Source organism: Limisphaerales bacterium (assembly GCA_014382585.1).
Lineage (GTDB): Bacteria > Verrucomicrobiota > Verrucomicrobiia > Limisphaerales > UBA1100 > JACNJL01.
Genome location: JACNJL010000026.1, coordinates 189,579 through 204,185, shown reverse-complemented (window position 1 = coordinate 204,185; position 14,607 = coordinate 189,579). Strand labels below are relative to the sequence as shown.

Annotated in this window: 13 protein-coding genes; 10 read left to right on the top strand and 3 right to left on the bottom strand. The window is 57.5% G+C overall.

Annotation, left to right across the window (positions count from 1 at the left end; all coding sequences use genetic code 11):
• The 6 genes from H8E27_04315 to H8E27_04290 all read left to right on the top strand — a co-directional run bounded on the left by H8E27_04315 (position 1) and on the right by H8E27_04290 (position 6,483).
• Positions 1 to 651, top strand: a complete 651-nt coding sequence (locus H8E27_04315; GenBank protein MBC8324831.1) for an NADH-quinone oxidoreductase subunit I — start codon at positions 1 to 3, stop codon at positions 649 to 651.
• A 112-nt stretch (positions 652 to 763) separates the two neighbouring features.
• A complete protein-coding gene (locus tag H8E27_04310; protein ID MBC8324830.1) occupies positions 764 to 1,288 on the top strand; it encodes an NADH-quinone oxidoreductase subunit J in 525 nt (174 codons plus the stop codon).
• Complete coding sequence (gene nuoK / locus H8E27_04305) at positions 1,285 to 1,611, top strand: NADH-quinone oxidoreductase subunit NuoK (protein ID MBC8324829.1); 327 nt, start codon at positions 1,285 to 1,287, stop codon at positions 1,609 to 1,611. The genes H8E27_04310 and nuoK overlap by 4 nt, the downstream gene beginning before the upstream one ends.
• Before the next feature lie 3 nt (positions 1,612 to 1,614).
• Entirely contained in the window at positions 1,615 to 3,492 is a 1,878-nt protein-coding gene (gene nuoL / locus H8E27_04300) for an NADH-quinone oxidoreductase subunit L (protein ID MBC8324828.1), read from the top strand.
• Position 3,493: 1 nt separating this feature from the next.
• Positions 3,494 to 5,002: an NADH-quinone oxidoreductase subunit M gene (locus tag H8E27_04295; GenBank protein MBC8324827.1), complete on the top strand. Its 1,509-nt coding sequence runs from the start codon at positions 3,494 to 3,496 to the stop codon at positions 5,000 to 5,002.
• Complete coding sequence (locus H8E27_04290; protein ID MBC8324826.1) at positions 4,999 to 6,483, top strand: NADH-quinone oxidoreductase subunit N; 1,485 nt, start codon at positions 4,999 to 5,001, stop codon at positions 6,481 to 6,483. Before H8E27_04295 ends, H8E27_04290 begins: the two co-directional genes overlap by 4 nt.
• Here the strand turns inward: H8E27_04290 and pyk are convergent.
• Positions 6,480 to 7,892: a pyruvate kinase gene (gene pyk / locus H8E27_04285; protein ID MBC8324825.1), complete on the bottom strand. Its 1,413-nt coding sequence runs from the start codon at positions 7,890 to 7,892 to the stop codon at positions 6,480 to 6,482. The two genes, H8E27_04290 and pyk, sit on opposite strands and share 4 nt — an antisense overlap.
• 114 nt (positions 7,893 to 8,006) lie before the next feature.
• On the opposite strand from pyk, the gene H8E27_04280 reads away from it, so the two are divergent.
• Entirely contained in the window at positions 8,007 to 8,246 is a 240-nt protein-coding gene (locus tag H8E27_04280) for a ferredoxin (GenBank protein ID MBC8324824.1), read from the top strand.
• Between the two features lie 57 nt (positions 8,247 to 8,303).
• Here H8E27_04280 and H8E27_04275 read toward each other — a convergent pair whose 3' ends face one another.
• Positions 8,304 to 9,539 carry a competence/damage-inducible protein A gene (locus H8E27_04275; protein MBC8324823.1) on the bottom strand — a complete coding sequence of 412 codons (1,236 nt, stop codon included), beginning with the start codon at positions 9,537 to 9,539 and terminating at the stop codon, positions 8,304 to 8,306.
• Between the two features lie 80 nt (positions 9,540 to 9,619).
• On the opposite strand from H8E27_04275, the gene H8E27_04270 reads away from it, so the two are divergent.
• The 3 genes from H8E27_04270 to H8E27_04260 all read left to right on the top strand — a co-directional run bounded on the left by H8E27_04270 (position 9,620) and on the right by H8E27_04260 (position 12,160).
• The gene (locus H8E27_04270) at positions 9,620 to 10,093 is read left to right on the top strand and encodes a transcriptional repressor (protein ID MBC8324822.1); all 474 of its coding nucleotides are present in this window, start codon (positions 9,620 to 9,622) and stop codon (positions 10,091 to 10,093) included.
• A 136-nt stretch (positions 10,094 to 10,229) separates the two neighbouring features.
• Positions 10,230 to 11,480 carry a hypothetical protein gene (locus tag H8E27_04265; protein MBC8324821.1) on the top strand — a complete coding sequence of 417 codons (1,251 nt, stop codon included), beginning with the start codon at positions 10,230 to 10,232 and terminating at the stop codon, positions 11,478 to 11,480.
• A gap of 80 nt (positions 11,481 to 11,560) precedes the next feature.
• A complete protein-coding gene (locus H8E27_04260; GenBank protein ID MBC8324820.1) occupies positions 11,561 to 12,160 on the top strand; it encodes an FMN-binding protein in 600 nt (199 codons plus the stop codon).
• A gap of 1,004 nt (positions 12,161 to 13,164) precedes the next feature.
• Here the strand turns inward: H8E27_04260 and H8E27_04255 are convergent.
• Entirely contained in the window at positions 13,165 to 14,583 is a 1,419-nt protein-coding gene (locus tag H8E27_04255) for a sigma-54-dependent Fis family transcriptional regulator (protein MBC8324819.1), read from the bottom strand.
• Positions 14,584 to 14,607: the final 24 nt, after the last annotated feature.

The following is a 14,607-nucleotide window of genomic DNA, read 5'->3' as shown; positions in this document are numbered from 1 at the left end:
ATGGCCATCAAAGTCCAACGCGTAAAATTGAGTCTCTGGGAGCGCCTATTCATTCCCACCTTGTGGAACGGATTCAAGGTCACGCTCGGCCATTTTCTTTCGTTCAAAAAATCAAAAGTCTACGAAGAGAAAAACAAAGACAATCAATTCAAGACCACGCTGAGCTATCCCGAGGAGCTTTGGACTGTGCCGCCCGGCTTTCGCGGCGCGCCGTATTTGGTGAGCGATCAGGATGCCGCCACCAAATGCGTGAGCTGCCAACTTTGCGAATTTGTTTGCCCGCCAAAAGCCATCCGCATCACCCCGCCCGGTGAGGATGGCGAAACCGCCCACCGCGAAGGCGCGGAAAAGATGCCCAAGGAATTCGAGATCGATATGCTCCGCTGCATTTTCTGCGGCTATTGTGAAGAAGTTTGCCCCGAGGAAGCCATTTTCCTCGCCAAGGATTATTACGAAGGCTACGACGAAAACAAAATGCGTCGCGACTACGCCCTCACCGCCAGCAACCGCAAGGAAATGATTTTCAACAAAGACAAACTCCTCGAACGCGGCGGCACCCATCACGATCGCATCAAGAAATGGGAAAAGAAAACGGCGGATGCGAAGGCGCAGGAAAACTTTCCCGTTGGGAAAAACCCCAAGGCCCAATGACCAAATCCCAAGGAAACCCCAAACCCCAATTCTCAAGCTCGCCCCCTGAGTTTGGGCCTTGCTCATTGGTCATTGATAATTCCTTGGGCCTTGGTCATTGGTCATTGGTCATTTGATGGATCTCCTCTTTTACATCTTCAGCGCGCTCACCCTGCTTTGCGGGGCGCTGGTGGTGTTTAATCCGTTCAGCCGCAACCCCGTCACCAGCGCGATGTTTCTGGTGCTCACCATTATTTGTATGTCGGGGTTGTTCGTTTTGCTCAAAGCGTTCTTTTTAGCGGCGGTACAAATCCTGGTGTACGCCGGCGCAGTGATCGTATTGTTCCTGTTTGTTATTATGCTGCTGAACATTAAGGAAGAAGAACGGCAACGCTTCCGTAAATTCGGCACCTTCCTCGGCGCGGCGGCCGTGGCGGGGTTGGCGTGGATTTTGGTGACCACCGTAACTGGCTCCCGCGTGGATGAACGCAGCCTCGCCGACAACGCGGGCGAAACCAAACCACTCGGCGAATTGCTTTTTACCAATTACGTGATACCCTTTGAAATTGTTTCACTACTGCTTTTGGTGGCGATGGTCGGCTGCATTTTACTCAGCAAAGCCCCCGACACCGAAGACCCCAAGGAGGAAACCGAATGACCGGCGTCGGCCTCGAACATTATCTCGTCGTCAGCGCGGCGCTGTTTTGCCTTGGGCTGTTGGGCGTGGTCATTCGCCGCAATCTCATCATCATGTATATGAGCCTCGAGCTGATGCTCAATGCCGCCAACCTTGCGTTGGTTTCCTTTTCCCATCATCAACCGCCCTCGCCCCACGGCTCTCCGTTGGACGGGCAAATCATGGTGTTTTTCATCATCACCGTCGCTGCCGCCGAAGTAGCCGTGGGCCTCGCGCTGATCGTGGCGCTCTACCGCAAACGCCAAACCACCGACGTGGCCGATCTCACCTCGATGAAACTCTAACCAATGACCGACTCTGAACTCAAATTGACCTTCGCGATGGTCATCCTGTTTTTGCCACTATTGGCGGCGGTGGGTATTGGCCTCGGCGCGCGGCGGTGGCGCGGAGTCAGCGCAGGCCTTTCATTAGCGGCATCCACCCTCGCCTTTGTTTGCAGCCTCATCTTGTTCATCAAATTCCACGATGCACCGGCCGCGCTTGTGAAACCCTTGACCGCAATCGGCGGCGAACAATGGCTCCAACTGGATGGCTTCACCGTGGATTTCGCCGCGCTCATCGATCCGCTCAGCCTGTTGATGCTGCTCATCGTCACCACCGTCGGCACCCTGGTGCAAATCTTTTCGCTGGCTTATATGAAAACCGACGCGGGCTATTCGCGCTACTTCGGCGGCCTAAGCCTCTTCCTGTTTTCGATGCTCGGCATCGTGCTGGCCTCAAACCTTTTACTGCTGTTTATCTTCTGGGAACTCGTCGGCGTCTCCAGCTATTTGCTCATCAGCCATTGGTTTGAAAAACCCACCGCCGCCGATGCCGGCAAAAAAGCGTTCATCACCAACCGCATTGGCGACTTCGGATTTTTGCTCGGCATCCTGTTCGTATGGCAACTTCACGGCACGCTCGACATCACTGCATTGGCAGAAATCGGCGCGGTGGGTACGGCGGCGGGCTTGTTAATTTTTTGCGGCGCTGTTGGCAAGAGCGCACAGTTCCCGCTGCACGTGTGGCTGCCGGACGCGATGGAAGGCCCCACGCCCGTGAGCGCCCTCATCCATGCCGCCACGATGGTGGCCGCCGGTGTTTATATGCTTTGCAAACTGTTCTTCCTGTTCACGCCCGACGCGCTGGTCATCATCAGTTGGATCGGCGGCATCACCGCGCTGCTCGCGGCACTGATGGCGATCCAGCAAAACGACCTCAAACGCATCCTTGCCTATTCCACACTGTCCCAGCTTGGCTATATGGTCATGGCCGTGGGCTGCGCGGGGCCAGCGGCGAGTATGTTCCATCTCACCACCCACGCCGCGTTCAAGGCGCTGCTGTTTCTCGGCGCGGGCGCGGTGATTTATTCCTGCCATCACGAACAGGATATTTGGAAACTCGGCGGCCTTCGCAAAAAACTGCCACTCACTTACCGCTCATTTGTCACCGGCGCGCTCGCACTGGCGGGCTTTCCGTTGATGAGTGGCTTCTTCAGCAAAGACGCCATTCTCGCGCAAGCCTATGTGGCCAATCAACCGCTCTTTTACCTCGGCGTGGCAGTGGCGTTGCTCACGGCGTTTTATATGATGCGCTGTGTGCTGGTCGCCTTCCACGGCGAGCCGCGCGGCGAAGCAGCCCGGAAAGCTCACGAGGCACCGGGCGAAATGATCGGGCCATTAATCTTCCTCTCCATCCTCAGCATTGGCCTGGGCTGGCATTTTTTTGGACTGAACGATTTTCTATTAAACAAAAATATTTGGCTGAGCACAAAAATTACCGGCGCGGTAATTCCAAATGAAATGACTCACGCTGCCCATCTCGCAGCAATGGTTTCTGGCACGATCGCCAGCTTGGCGGGATTAGCGCTCGGCTGGGTGGCCTATCGCGGGGTGAAACAGGATCCTCTCCCCGGAATGCTCGGCGCACTGGCGCGCGGCATGCGTGACAAATTTTACTTCGATGAACTATACGTGTGGCTCAACCGATGGACACAAGAACGCCTGGCGCGTTATGCCGATTGGTTTGACCGCTGGATCATTGCCGGCCTTGGCGTGCGTGGCACCAGCGGTGCAATCGATCTCACCGGTTGCCTCCTGCGCCTCGTGCAATCGGGCAACCTCCAAACCTACGCCCTGCTGTTGGCACTGGGTTTGCTCGTGATGCTCACTTTTTTCCTATTCTAAAATGTCGCCACTCACTTACATTTTTGGTTGGCCGATTTTGATGGCGCTGGTGCTGATGGCCGTGCCGCGTGAAAACCGCGCCGTGTTTCGCTGGGGCACCATCCTCGCCACACTCGGCTCACTGGTGCTGGCGCTGTTTGTGTTCGTTAAATTCGAACCGAGCACCGACCTCACCTCCGTCAACCACGGCTACGCTTTTGTGCAATCCGCCCAGTGGATTCCCAGCCTCGGCATCAGCTTTCACGTCGGTGTGGATGGCATCAGCGTGCTACTGGTACTCATGGCCGCACTGGTCGCGTTTGCCGCCGCCTGTTGCGCCGGTGGCATCAAGGCGCGCGAAAAAGAATTTGCCATTCTGATGCTGCTGATGACCGGCGGCATCCTCGGCGCGTTTATGGCGCTCGATATTTTCCTGATGTATTTCCTGCACGAACTCGCACTCATCCCCACATTCATTATGATCGGCGTCTGGGGCCGCGGCGAGAACCGCGAATTCGCCGCCTACAAAACCACCCTCTATCTCAGTCTCGGCGCATTGCTCGCGTTGGTGGGGCTGATGATGATTTACCTCCACTACGAAACATTCAACCTGCCGGAAATCATCCATCGCATTCAATCCACCCAGCCCGACTTGATGACCACCGGCCAACAAGGGCTCATCTTTGCGCTGTTAATGTTCGGGCTCGGCATCCTCGTTGGCTTGTGGCCCTTCCACACGTGGGCCCCGCTGGCTTACGGCGCCGCGCCCACTGCCACGGCAATGATGCACGCGGGCGTCATCAAAAAGTTCGGCTTGTTTATGATCATCCGTGTCGCCCTCCCCATCCTGCCCGATGGCGCGCAACAATGGCTGCCGGTGCTCGCGTGGCTTTGTCTGGGCAACCTCCTTTACTGCGGCCTCGTGGCGATGCGCCAACGCGACCTCAACGGACTCATCGGCAACTCTTCCGTGGCGCATATGGGCTTTGTGTTTCTCGGCATCGCGAGTATGTCGCTCATCGGCCTCACCGGCGCAGTGATGGTGATGGTGGCGCACGGGCTGCTCGCCGCGCTGGCCTTCGCGCTCAGCGGGCATCTCCATCAACAAGCCCGCACGCTGGATATGGATAAACTTGGCGGATTGCTCACCGTGATGCCGTTCTGGGGCACACTGTTGTTAATGGCGCTGCTCGCCGGTTGCGGTTTGCCGGGCTTCGCAAATTTTGCCGGAGAAATCACTGTGTTCTTCGGCGCGTGGAAAACGCTGTCGCTCATCACCGGCATCGCCGCGTGGGCGGCGCTCGTGATCGGCGCGGTTTATATGTTGCGCGCCGCACGCCAATTGCTGCACGGCCCGCGTGCGGACGACGCCCCGCATACCGAGGACATCCCCGGCTGGCACAAGCTGCCTTTCATTCTGCTGCTCGGCGGGCTGTTGCTCTTTGGCTTCGCGCCAAAACTGTTGACCCATAAAATTGAAACCGCCCGCGAAAGCCTCGAGCACGTGGTGGAGATGTACAACCGCAAATGAATCTTTCCCTCATCAGCCTTGAAATCGGCGTGGCGCTGCTCGGTGTGTTGGTGTTGATGGCGGGCTTGTGGACACCGCCCAATCGACGGCCACTGTTGGGCTTCTGCACCGCACTCGGGCTCACTGTGATGCTGGCGCTGCTGGTGAAACAAGGGCTCACCGCCGAGCCTCTCACCGACTCCAGCGGCGGTTTTGTGCGCGATGGGCTGGCGGTGTTTTTCAAGGCGCTGTTCTTGTTGGCGGGAATTTTGGTGACCCTGCTCACGATGGGATTTGCCAATCGCCTCCGCACCGGCGGCGCAGAGGTGTACGCGCTCAACTGCTTCGCGCTGTGCGGGATGCTTTTTGCCGCGTCGGCCAATAGTTTTGTAATGCTGTTCGTGGCCATCGAGTTGATCACGATTACGTTTTATGTGCTCACCAGTTTACAAAGCCATCGCCTCCGCTCGCTGGAAGCGGGCATCAAATATCTCATCCTCGGCGCAGCGGCCTCGGCGATAATGGTCTTTGGTATCGCGCTCATTTATGGCAGCACCCACACGCTGCAGTTTAACCTCATCGCCGATGGCTTGGCCGCGGGACACATGAAGCAACTGCTGTTGTTCCAACTCGGCGCGCTGCTGTTGCTTGCCGGACTGGCATTCAAAATTGCGGCCGTGCCTTTCCAAATTTGGGCGCCCGATGTGTACCAAGGCGCGCCTGCACCGGTGACGGCCTTCCTCGCCATCGGCTCCAAGGCGGCGGGATTCGTGCTGCTGTTGCGCGTGCTGTACACCGCACTCCAAGTACAGCCCAACGGCCCGCGTTTGTTGGAGCCCGCCACAATGCTCTCGGTGATGGCGGCGGCCACAATTATTTTTGGCAGCCTCTGCGCGCTGCGCCAGCGCAATCTCAAACGACTGCTCGGCTACGCAAGCATTGCCAGCGCGGGCTATGTTTTGCTCGGCATCGTGGCACTCAATGAACGCGGCGCGGCGGCGGTACTCGTTTATCTTGCCGGATATTTGTTCGCCGTCATCGCGGCGTTCACCGTGATTTCCATCCTCACGCCCGACGACGAGGACGAAGACCTCAGCATCCTTGCCAACCTCCATCAACGCTCGCCACTCATGGCGGTGACCCTCACGCTGGCGGTTGCTTCGCTGGCGGGCATTCCCCCGCTCGCGGGGTTCTTGGGAAAAGTTCTTTTGCTGCGCGCGGTGATCGAACCCGCCGCCACTTTCCCGTGGCTCGTGGCCGTGGCGTTGCTCGGCGTGGTGGCCTCGCTGTATTATTACTTCGGAATCATCCGGGAAATTTTCTGGGGCAGCGGCCAATGGTGGGCGGAAAAAGCACCGAAAACCGCCCTTATCAAACTCGCCGATTCGCAGGTGGTGGTGCTGGGGGTGTGCCTGCTGGGAATGCTGGCACTGGGGGTTTATCCGGAACCCGTGCTGAAATTGGCTAATGACGCCGTCCAGGTGTTACGGTTGGCAAATTAGCCCACCCGGCACATCTGCACCGAGTCAGCAATTTCTTCAACCGCACTACTGGAGCTGACCACGACAACGATGTCGCCCGTATCCAATAATGATCTGGCAACCAATTCCTGTAACGCGTGGTTCACCGCCTCATGAGATCCAACTTCATCCCACGGTAATACCACCGGCCGCACCCCGCGAAGAAGTGCGAGCGGGGACGCCACCGATGCGTCGAGACACAGCGCCAAAATCGGCGCGCTGCGCGGGCGCATCCACGCCACCTCGGGAGCCAACCGGCCCGCCCGGGTGAACACGATGATTGCCTGCGCGCCCAAATCATCGGCCATGTGGACGGCGGCCTTGGCGAGTTTTTGGCGCTCGTTGGTGAGCGTGGCGAGTTCGTGAAAGCGTGCTGCGGGTTCGCTTTCCATTCGGCGCGCGATGCGGTCCATAGCTTCCACGCAAAGATTCGGAAACTCGCCAACGGAGGTTTCGCCGCTGAGCATAATGGCGTCGGTCTGCTCGAAAACGGCATTGGCCACGTCGGTGACTTCGGCGCGCGTGGGCATCGGTTCGTTAATCATACTCTCGAGCATATGCGTGGCGACGATGACGGGTTTGCCAACGGCTTGGCAGGCGCGCACGATTTCACGCTGCAAAATAGGCAGATCTTCAAAGGGGCATTCCACACCGAGATCGCCCCGCGCCACCATGATGGCATCGGCTTGGGCGATGATGGCGTCAATATGTTTCACGGCGTGTTGATCCTCAACTTTGGCGATGACCTTGGGCGGACGCGGATGGCCGGCCACCCGTTCCTGCAACAAAGCAACATCCGCCGCAGCGCGCACGAAGGACAACGCGAAGTAATCGACATCCAATTCCAATCCTATGGCGACATCGGCGCGGTCTTTCTCGGTGAGCGCAGGAAGATTAACTTTGGTGCCGGGAAGATTGATGTGACGTCGATTGCCGAGCTCGCCTCCGACTTCCACTTCGCACTCGGCCACGTGATCGGTCAGGCGTAGCACGCGCATCCGGATGAGTCCGCTGTCGATGAGGATGGTGGCGCCTTCCTCGATGTCATTAAGAAAATCCGGGTAATTGACGCTCACACAACGCTCGCTCTCAGCAGCAGCGTCCACGGTAAAATCAAAGCGGTCGCCTGTTTCCAAACACACCGGCGCGGGCAAATCGCCGGTGCGAATGGCCGGCCCCTGCAAATCCATCACGATCCCCGCTACACAACCGCGCGTGACGGCGGCAGCACGAATATGCCCCGTGACACTTCGCACCCAATCCTGTTTGGCGTGCGACATGTTGAGGCGAAACATATTCGCGCCGGCATCAAGCAGCGCGCCGATGGATTCTTCCGTTTGTGTAACCGGCCCGAGGGTGGCCAAAATCCGTGTCTGCCGCGTACTTTGCATCGGCGGAGATTGGGGTTGGATGTGTCATTAAGCGAGAATATACGCCGTAATTCGCCGTATAACCTTGATTCGGCAATAAAATGCGCGTAGCTTCCGCGCGGATAAAATTGGATTATGGCTGAAAAAGAGAACAAATACGAAGACAACGCCGCGGGCAAGTACTACTGCGACGAAGAATGCATTGACTGTGACTTGTGCCGTGAGACTGCACCGGAGAATTTCAAACGCAATGAAGACGGCGGCTACTCATTCGTTTACAAACAACCCGAGAATGAGGAAGAACAGGCGTTGTGCGACGAAGCGATGGAAGGTTGCCCCGTGGAAGCCATCGGCAGCGATGGCGCGGACGACTAAGGCGACCGAGGAATTGCTTCAAAATTCCCAGCCCGCACAAGCGGGCTATTTTTGTGATTACGGTGATTGCGCCAACCGTAAAAGATTCATCGCCCGTTGCACCACCAATTGTTTGAACGTCTCGCGATCAGTGGCGATGCGGGCGCTTACCACCTCCGTGCTATTGGGCGTGGCGCAGGCGATGAAGACGGTGCCGACGGGTTTCTCCGGTGTGCCGCCATCAGGGCCGGCGATGCCGGTGGTGGCTAGCGCATAATCCGCCCCGTGCGTGGCGCGCGCGCCTTCGGCCATTTGGCGGGCGACAATTTCGCTCACCGCACCGTGTTCGGCGAGCGTTTCGGGCTTCACACCGAGGGTGGTTTGCTTGGCTTCATTGCTGTACGTGCAATGACCCGCGAGGAAAACAGCCGATGCGCCGGGGACATTGGTAAGGTGATGGGCGAGCAATCCGCCGGTGCACGATTCGGCCACGGCGAGGGTTTTACCGCTCACGGTGAGTTGGCGGATGATGATGTCTTCCATCAACTCGTCATCGACGCCATAAATTTGCGGGCCTAATTTTTCGCGGACCAGGGCTTCAGCTTGGGCGATGCAATCAACTGCGCCTTTCCCGCTTGCGGTGAAGCGGACGTCCACTTCGCCGGCGCGGGCGCAGTAACCGATTTCCAATCCGCCACTGATGAATTCTGCCAAGGTTGGCGTGATGCTTTCTTCCACCGTCGTTTCGCCCACACCAAAAGTTTTGAGCGTGCGGATGGTGACAGGATTTTCCGGCGGCAATTTTTCGGCGAGCAATGGCTCGACCGATGCAGTGAACATCGGCCGCAACTCACGCGGCGGTCCGGGAAGCAAAATGAGCCACCCGCGGGGCGTGGGCAGCGCGAGGCCGGGCGCGGTGCCGTGGTCATTGCGCAGCACGTTGGCGCCCGTAGGCACTTGGGCTTGAATGAGCACGGCTTCAGACATCGGTCGGTTTCGGTTTGCAAAATGCGTGGTGATGCGGTCACGCGTTTCGGCGTCTTCTTCGAGCGACAGATCAAGAAGCCCGGCAATGAGTTGGCGGGTGAGATCATCACCGGTGGGGCCAAGGCCGCCGGTGATGAGGACGAGTTCAGCGCGGGCAATCGCTTCGCGGGCGGCGGCTTGGATAGCTTCGCCGGTATCGGGGACGGTTTGCTGATGAGCAAGCGTGTAGCCGGCACGCGTGAGTTGTTGGGCGAGCCAATGGTGATGGGTGTTGAGGACGTTGCCGAGCAGGAGTTCGCTGCCGGTGTTGATGAGTTCCACGCGCACGGACGGAGAGTGCCACGCCGGTGGATAACGCGCAATGCCGGGGCATTGACTTGAGGCGGGCTAATTGAGTAAGCTGCCCTATGCCCACACCGGACAGGAAGGCAGCGAAGGAAGCGTTCATCGCTTTTCTTGAGGAGAAAAATCTGCGAATCACCACGCAGCGCCGGGTGATTGTGGAGACCGTATTTAGCACCGACCAACATTTTACCGCTGAGCAATTGCTGGATTGGTCCCGCGAACGCGACTCAAGCGTCAGCCGCGCCACGGTGTATCGCACGCTGCCGCTGCTCACTGAGAGCGGCCTCGTGCATGAGATGGATTTCGGCAAGGATTACAAAATTTACGACCCCAACTACGCGGATCATCCGAATCATAATCACATCATTTGCGATGATTGCGACAAGATTGTGGAATTCGAGAGCGACAAACTCGATGCGTTGGAAACTGAGATTTCCAGCAAACTGGGTTTCTCCGTGAAATCGCAGCAATTGCGAATTAACGCCTCCTGCGAAGAGATGAAAAAGCTCGGCGCGTGCAAAAACAAAGACCATTAAACTCTGTTTTTGTGGGATAAAACGCACTCCTCACCTGTTTAAAACTTTTTCCAAAAAAGACCTTGACGATGAGAACCAGTCTCATTACCTTCGGCCCAGCAAGTCGAGACCGAGTCTCAATTGCAGGAAGAACCCGATGAGTGAACTACTGAAATTCGCCTGCACGGCAGCCATTTTGGCGAGCGCATTGAATGGTGCCGCCCAGGATGATGACCGCATTGATGCCCTCGAAAACCAAATCCGCGCGATGCAGCAGCGGTTGGATGCAATCAAAGAAGCCGATGCCGCCAACCGCCCGCCCGAATGGCTGGATCAGGTGCACGGCAAGGGGTTGACCATCGGTTTTTATGGTGAGGCCAAGTATAATATGACAAAGGGGAGCAACGGGAATTATTTTGACCCGCATCGCTTCGTGCTCATCCCGGGTTTCAAGCTGAGCGACAACGCTTACTTTAATTCCGAAATCGAAATTGAACACGGCGGTGTGGATGACAAAGATGACAGCCGCTTCCGCGGTGAAGTTGAAATCGAGCAGTTTTATTCCGACGTAAAAATCAACGACTGGCTCAACTGGCGTTCGCTCGGCGTAAGCCTTATTCCCGTTGGCAGCATCAACCTCCATCACGAACCGGATCAGTTTTATTCCGTGCATCGGCCCATCATGTATAAGTACATCGTCCCCTCCACGTGGATGGAAGGTTCGATGGGCCTTTTTGGCGACGTGCCGCAGGTGGAAGGCTTGAGTTGGTTCTTCCTCGTGTCGCAGGGTTTATCGTCTGAAAACGGCACGTTTGCTGACGGCTCCAAAGGTGTGCGCGATGCACGGCCCAACCTCAACGCCAAAGGCGACAACCGCCAGCTCGCTTACACGATGCGTCTGGAATACGACGGTGCTTCATCCGACACCGACTGGCTCAAAGGCCTTTCCGGCAGCGCCTCCAGTTACTTCGGCAACTATCAGGAAACCACAACCACCGACACCGATGTTTATCTGTGGGACATCGAGGCCAAGTACCGGTGGCACAGCGGGTTTATGAACAACTTTGAGCTGATCGGTGACTACGCGCAATGGCACTTCGCCAGCCCCGACGCCATTGCCGATGCGAATGTGGGCGACCGAATGTTCGGCTACCGCCTCGAGCTGGCCTACCACCACGTGCTCGAAGGCGATCAGGAACTCATCCCCTTCTTTCGATTGGAAGGCTACGACACCTCTGAAGGCAGCAAAGACAGCAACGCCTTTACCGACACCGGCTCAAGCAATTACCTCACTTACGGCGTTTACTACCAGCTCAACCGCCATATGGAATTGAAAGCCGCCGTGCGGCAGTCAATGGATGACGTCGACAACACCGAATTTTCCATCGGCGTTGGCTACCAATTTTAGGTTCCCGGAGCAAAAAATAGGATCGGTTAACCACTGCACCATCGACGCCCGTTTTCACGGGCGTCGATTTGCCGCAAAAAATGAAACGCAACATACAGCAAACACAGCTCACTTGGCTCGCCCTCGCGGCGGTATTGTTGCTAACCGCCCTGCCCACGCAGGCGATGCGCTATCTTACGCCGATGCAGGCGCAAAAACTGTGTTTCCCCGAAGCCGACAAATTTGAATGGCAACAGCGCAAATTCACCGCCGCCGAAGCGGCCCAAATCCAAAAGGCTTCCGGTGTGCCCTTGAAACTCCCCGGCGCGTGGTACGCCATCGCGATGAAAGATGGCCAAGTAATCGGCGCGGTGATAATCGATCGCGTCAAAGGCAAACACGAAGCCATCGACTTCGCGGTCGCGCTCGATGCCGTGGGCAAAGTGCGCTGCATTGAAATTCTTGAATACCGCGAAAGCATCGGCGATGAAGTGCGGCGTGCCGGTTGGCGCAATCAGTTTCAAGCCAAAGACAACCGCTCCAAACTCAAACTCAATGACGATATCGCCAACATCGCCGGTGCCACCATCTCGTGCCGCAACGTCACCGAAGGCGTCCGGCGCGTGTGCCATACTTGGCAGTTGGTGCTGCGCCCTGCTCTGGTGTCTGCTAAGCGGCTGCCAAAGCTGGCCGCCCGCTAACGCGGAAGCCATTGCCCCGGTCACGCGCGTTCAGCCGCACCTCGGCACGTTTGTTTCCATCACCGTTTATGCCGATGCCGCCAAGGCGCAGCCCGCCATCGCCGCTGCTTTCGATGAATTTCGCGGCGCCGACAAACTCCTCAGCATCCATCGCCCCGACAGCGCCCTCGCCCGCGCCAATGACAGCGGCGATCTAAGCCCCGAACTCACCCCCGTCATCCAACGCGCCCTCGACATCGCCAAAGAAACCGACGGCGCATTTGATCCCACCATCCGCCCGCTCGCCGATCTGTGGGGCTTCATCAAAAAAGAAGGCTATCGAATGCCCACCGAAAGAGAATTACGCATCGTGCTCACCAAAGTGAATTTTCGTCACATAGAAATAAAAGAAAATCACTTTATCAAAGGCGCGCACGATATGACCATCGACCCCGGCGGCTTCGGCAAAGGCTACGCCGTGGACCGCGCCATCGCCGCGCTGCAACGCCATGGCATCCAAAATGCAAAGGTCAAAGCCGGCGGCGACCTCCGTGTGATCGGACTCCCACCCGGCAAAAAACACTGGATCATCCGGCTCGAAGACCCCGAAAAAAAAGGCCAGCGCACCCCCGTAAAACTACGTTCGGGCGCAATGAGCACCTCGGGCCAATACGAAAACTTTATGATCATCGATGGCAAACGCTACGGGCATTTGCTCGACCCCCGCACCGGCAAACCCATCCAAGGCATCGCCGCCTGCACCCTCACTGCGCCCACCTGTTTTGAATCCGACGCCTACGCCACCGCCGCCTCCGTAATGGGCGTAAAAAAGAGCCAAGAGAAATTAGGCGAACGTTTTGGAATGCGATTTGTGTTGATGGATGAAAGCGGGGGATTGCGAGTGTTGATGACGGATCGCTTCCCTCGATGAAATGGTTGGGACGTTCTTCGCGTGTCCACGGACGCGCAAAGCGCGTCCCTACCACCCGGGCCACCGGCCCGGGCTACATCATCCATCAACCAACCTACTCCACCGTCAACTCACGTCTTATCTCAAATTTCTCAATCCGCTTGCGCAGCGTCGCTCTGGTGATGCCCAGGAGTTTGGCGGCTTGGACTTGGTTGCCGTTGGTTTCTTTGAGGGCGTTGATGATGAGTTCGCGTTCGACGGCGGGGATGATCTTCAATGTTTTATCCGCGCGCGCCCATTGGAAGAGTTTGGTGGAAAGGCTGGCAAGATTGTCGTCGCCGGCTTGCGGGGTGGCATCGGGGGCGGCTTGAAAAATTTCGGGTGGCAAATCTTCGAGCAAAATGGCGTCGCCTTTGGTCATCACGAGTGCGCGTTGGATGGCGTTTTCCAGTTCACGAACGTTGCCGGGCCAATCGTGAGATTTAAGCTGCGCGAGGGCGTCGGGCTGGAGCGTTTTGGGGCGCCGCGGGTTGGGGGAATTTTTGGTGAGGAAATAATCGACGAGTTGCGGAATGTCGCCCGTACGATCGCGCAGCGCGGGGAGTTGAATGCGAACGACGTTGAGGCGATAAAATAAATCCTCGCGGAATTCGCGCGCGGCCACGGCTTTTTCCAGCGGTCGATTGGTGGCTGCGATGATGCGCACATCGGTTTTCACGGACGTGTTGCCGCCCACGCGCTCAAAGGCGCCGCTCTGCAGCACGCGCAGCATTTTCGTTTGCGTCGGCGCAGTCATATCGCCAATTTCATCGAGAAAAATTGTACCGCCATCGCATTGCTCAAACTTGCCGATCCGTTGGGTATGTGCACCGGTGAACGCGCCTTTTTCGTGTCCGAAGAGTTCGCTCTCCAGCAAATGCTCCGGAATCGCGGCGCAGTTGATGGCGAGAAAGGGGCGGTCGCTGCGTTGGCTGTGGCTGTAAATGGCGCGCGCGACGAGTTCTTTGCCGGTGCCGCTTTCGCCGGTGATCAGCGCGGTGGCATCGCTGGCGGCGAGTTGGCCGATGGTTTTGAAAACCTCCTGCATCGCGGGGCTTTGGCCGATGATGCCCAGATCGTAATCTTCTTTTTCCAGCAGCGGCTCGTACGACACGACCTGCTTCATCGCGCGCGCGGCGGCGAGGGCGTTGGCGACAAGCTCCTTGAGCTTGGGCACGTCGAAGGGTTTGAGCACGTAATCGAACGCGCCGTGTTTCATCGCGGCGATGGCGGTTTGGGTGGTGCCGAATGCGGTCATCAAAATAACCGGCGTTTTAGAATCAAACTCACGCAGGCGTTGCAGCGTTTCGATGCCGGTGAGGCCGCCCATTCGGACGTCCATAATGACGAGGTCCGGCCGCAATTGCGGGATCAGCTCGAGCGCTTCCTCGCCACTGCCGGCGGTGTGCAGCTCGAGGCCAGCTTCCTGCCCGAAGATGCGCTCAAAAGAATAGCGCACGTCCGCTTCGTCGTCGATGAGCAGCAATTTATCCATCAATGTGCGCGCAGGATAGCGGAG

Coding starts and splice junctions, on each gene's coding strand:
- H8E27_04315 (MBC8324831.1), top strand. CDS start 1: ATGGCCATCAAAGTCCAACGCGTAAAATTGAGTCTCTGGGAGCGCCTA.
- nuoK (MBC8324829.1), top strand. CDS start 1,285: ATGACCGGCGTCGGCCTCGAACATTATCTCGTCGTCAGCGCGGCGCTG.
- nuoL (MBC8324828.1), top strand. CDS start 1,615: ATGACCGACTCTGAACTCAAATTGACCTTCGCGATGGTCATCCTGTTT.
- H8E27_04295 (MBC8324827.1), top strand. CDS start 3,494: ATGTCGCCACTCACTTACATTTTTGGTTGGCCGATTTTGATGGCGCTG.
- H8E27_04290 (MBC8324826.1), top strand. CDS start 4,999: ATGAATCTTTCCCTCATCAGCCTTGAAATCGGCGTGGCGCTGCTCGGT.
- pyk (MBC8324825.1), bottom strand. CDS start 7,892: ATGCAAAGTACGCGGCAGACACGGATTTTGGCCACCCTCGGGCCGGTT.
- H8E27_04280 (MBC8324824.1), top strand. CDS start 8,007: ATGGCTGAAAAAGAGAACAAATACGAAGACAACGCCGCGGGCAAGTAC.
- H8E27_04270 (MBC8324822.1), top strand. CDS start 9,620: ATGCCCACACCGGACAGGAAGGCAGCGAAGGAAGCGTTCATCGCTTTT.
- H8E27_04265 (MBC8324821.1), top strand. CDS start 10,230: ATGAGTGAACTACTGAAATTCGCCTGCACGGCAGCCATTTTGGCGAGC.
- H8E27_04260 (MBC8324820.1), top strand. CDS start 11,561: ATGAAACGCAACATACAGCAAACACAGCTCACTTGGCTCGCCCTCGCG.
- H8E27_04255 (MBC8324819.1), bottom strand. CDS start 14,583: ATGGATAAATTGCTGCTCATCGACGACGAAGCGGACGTGCGCTATTCT.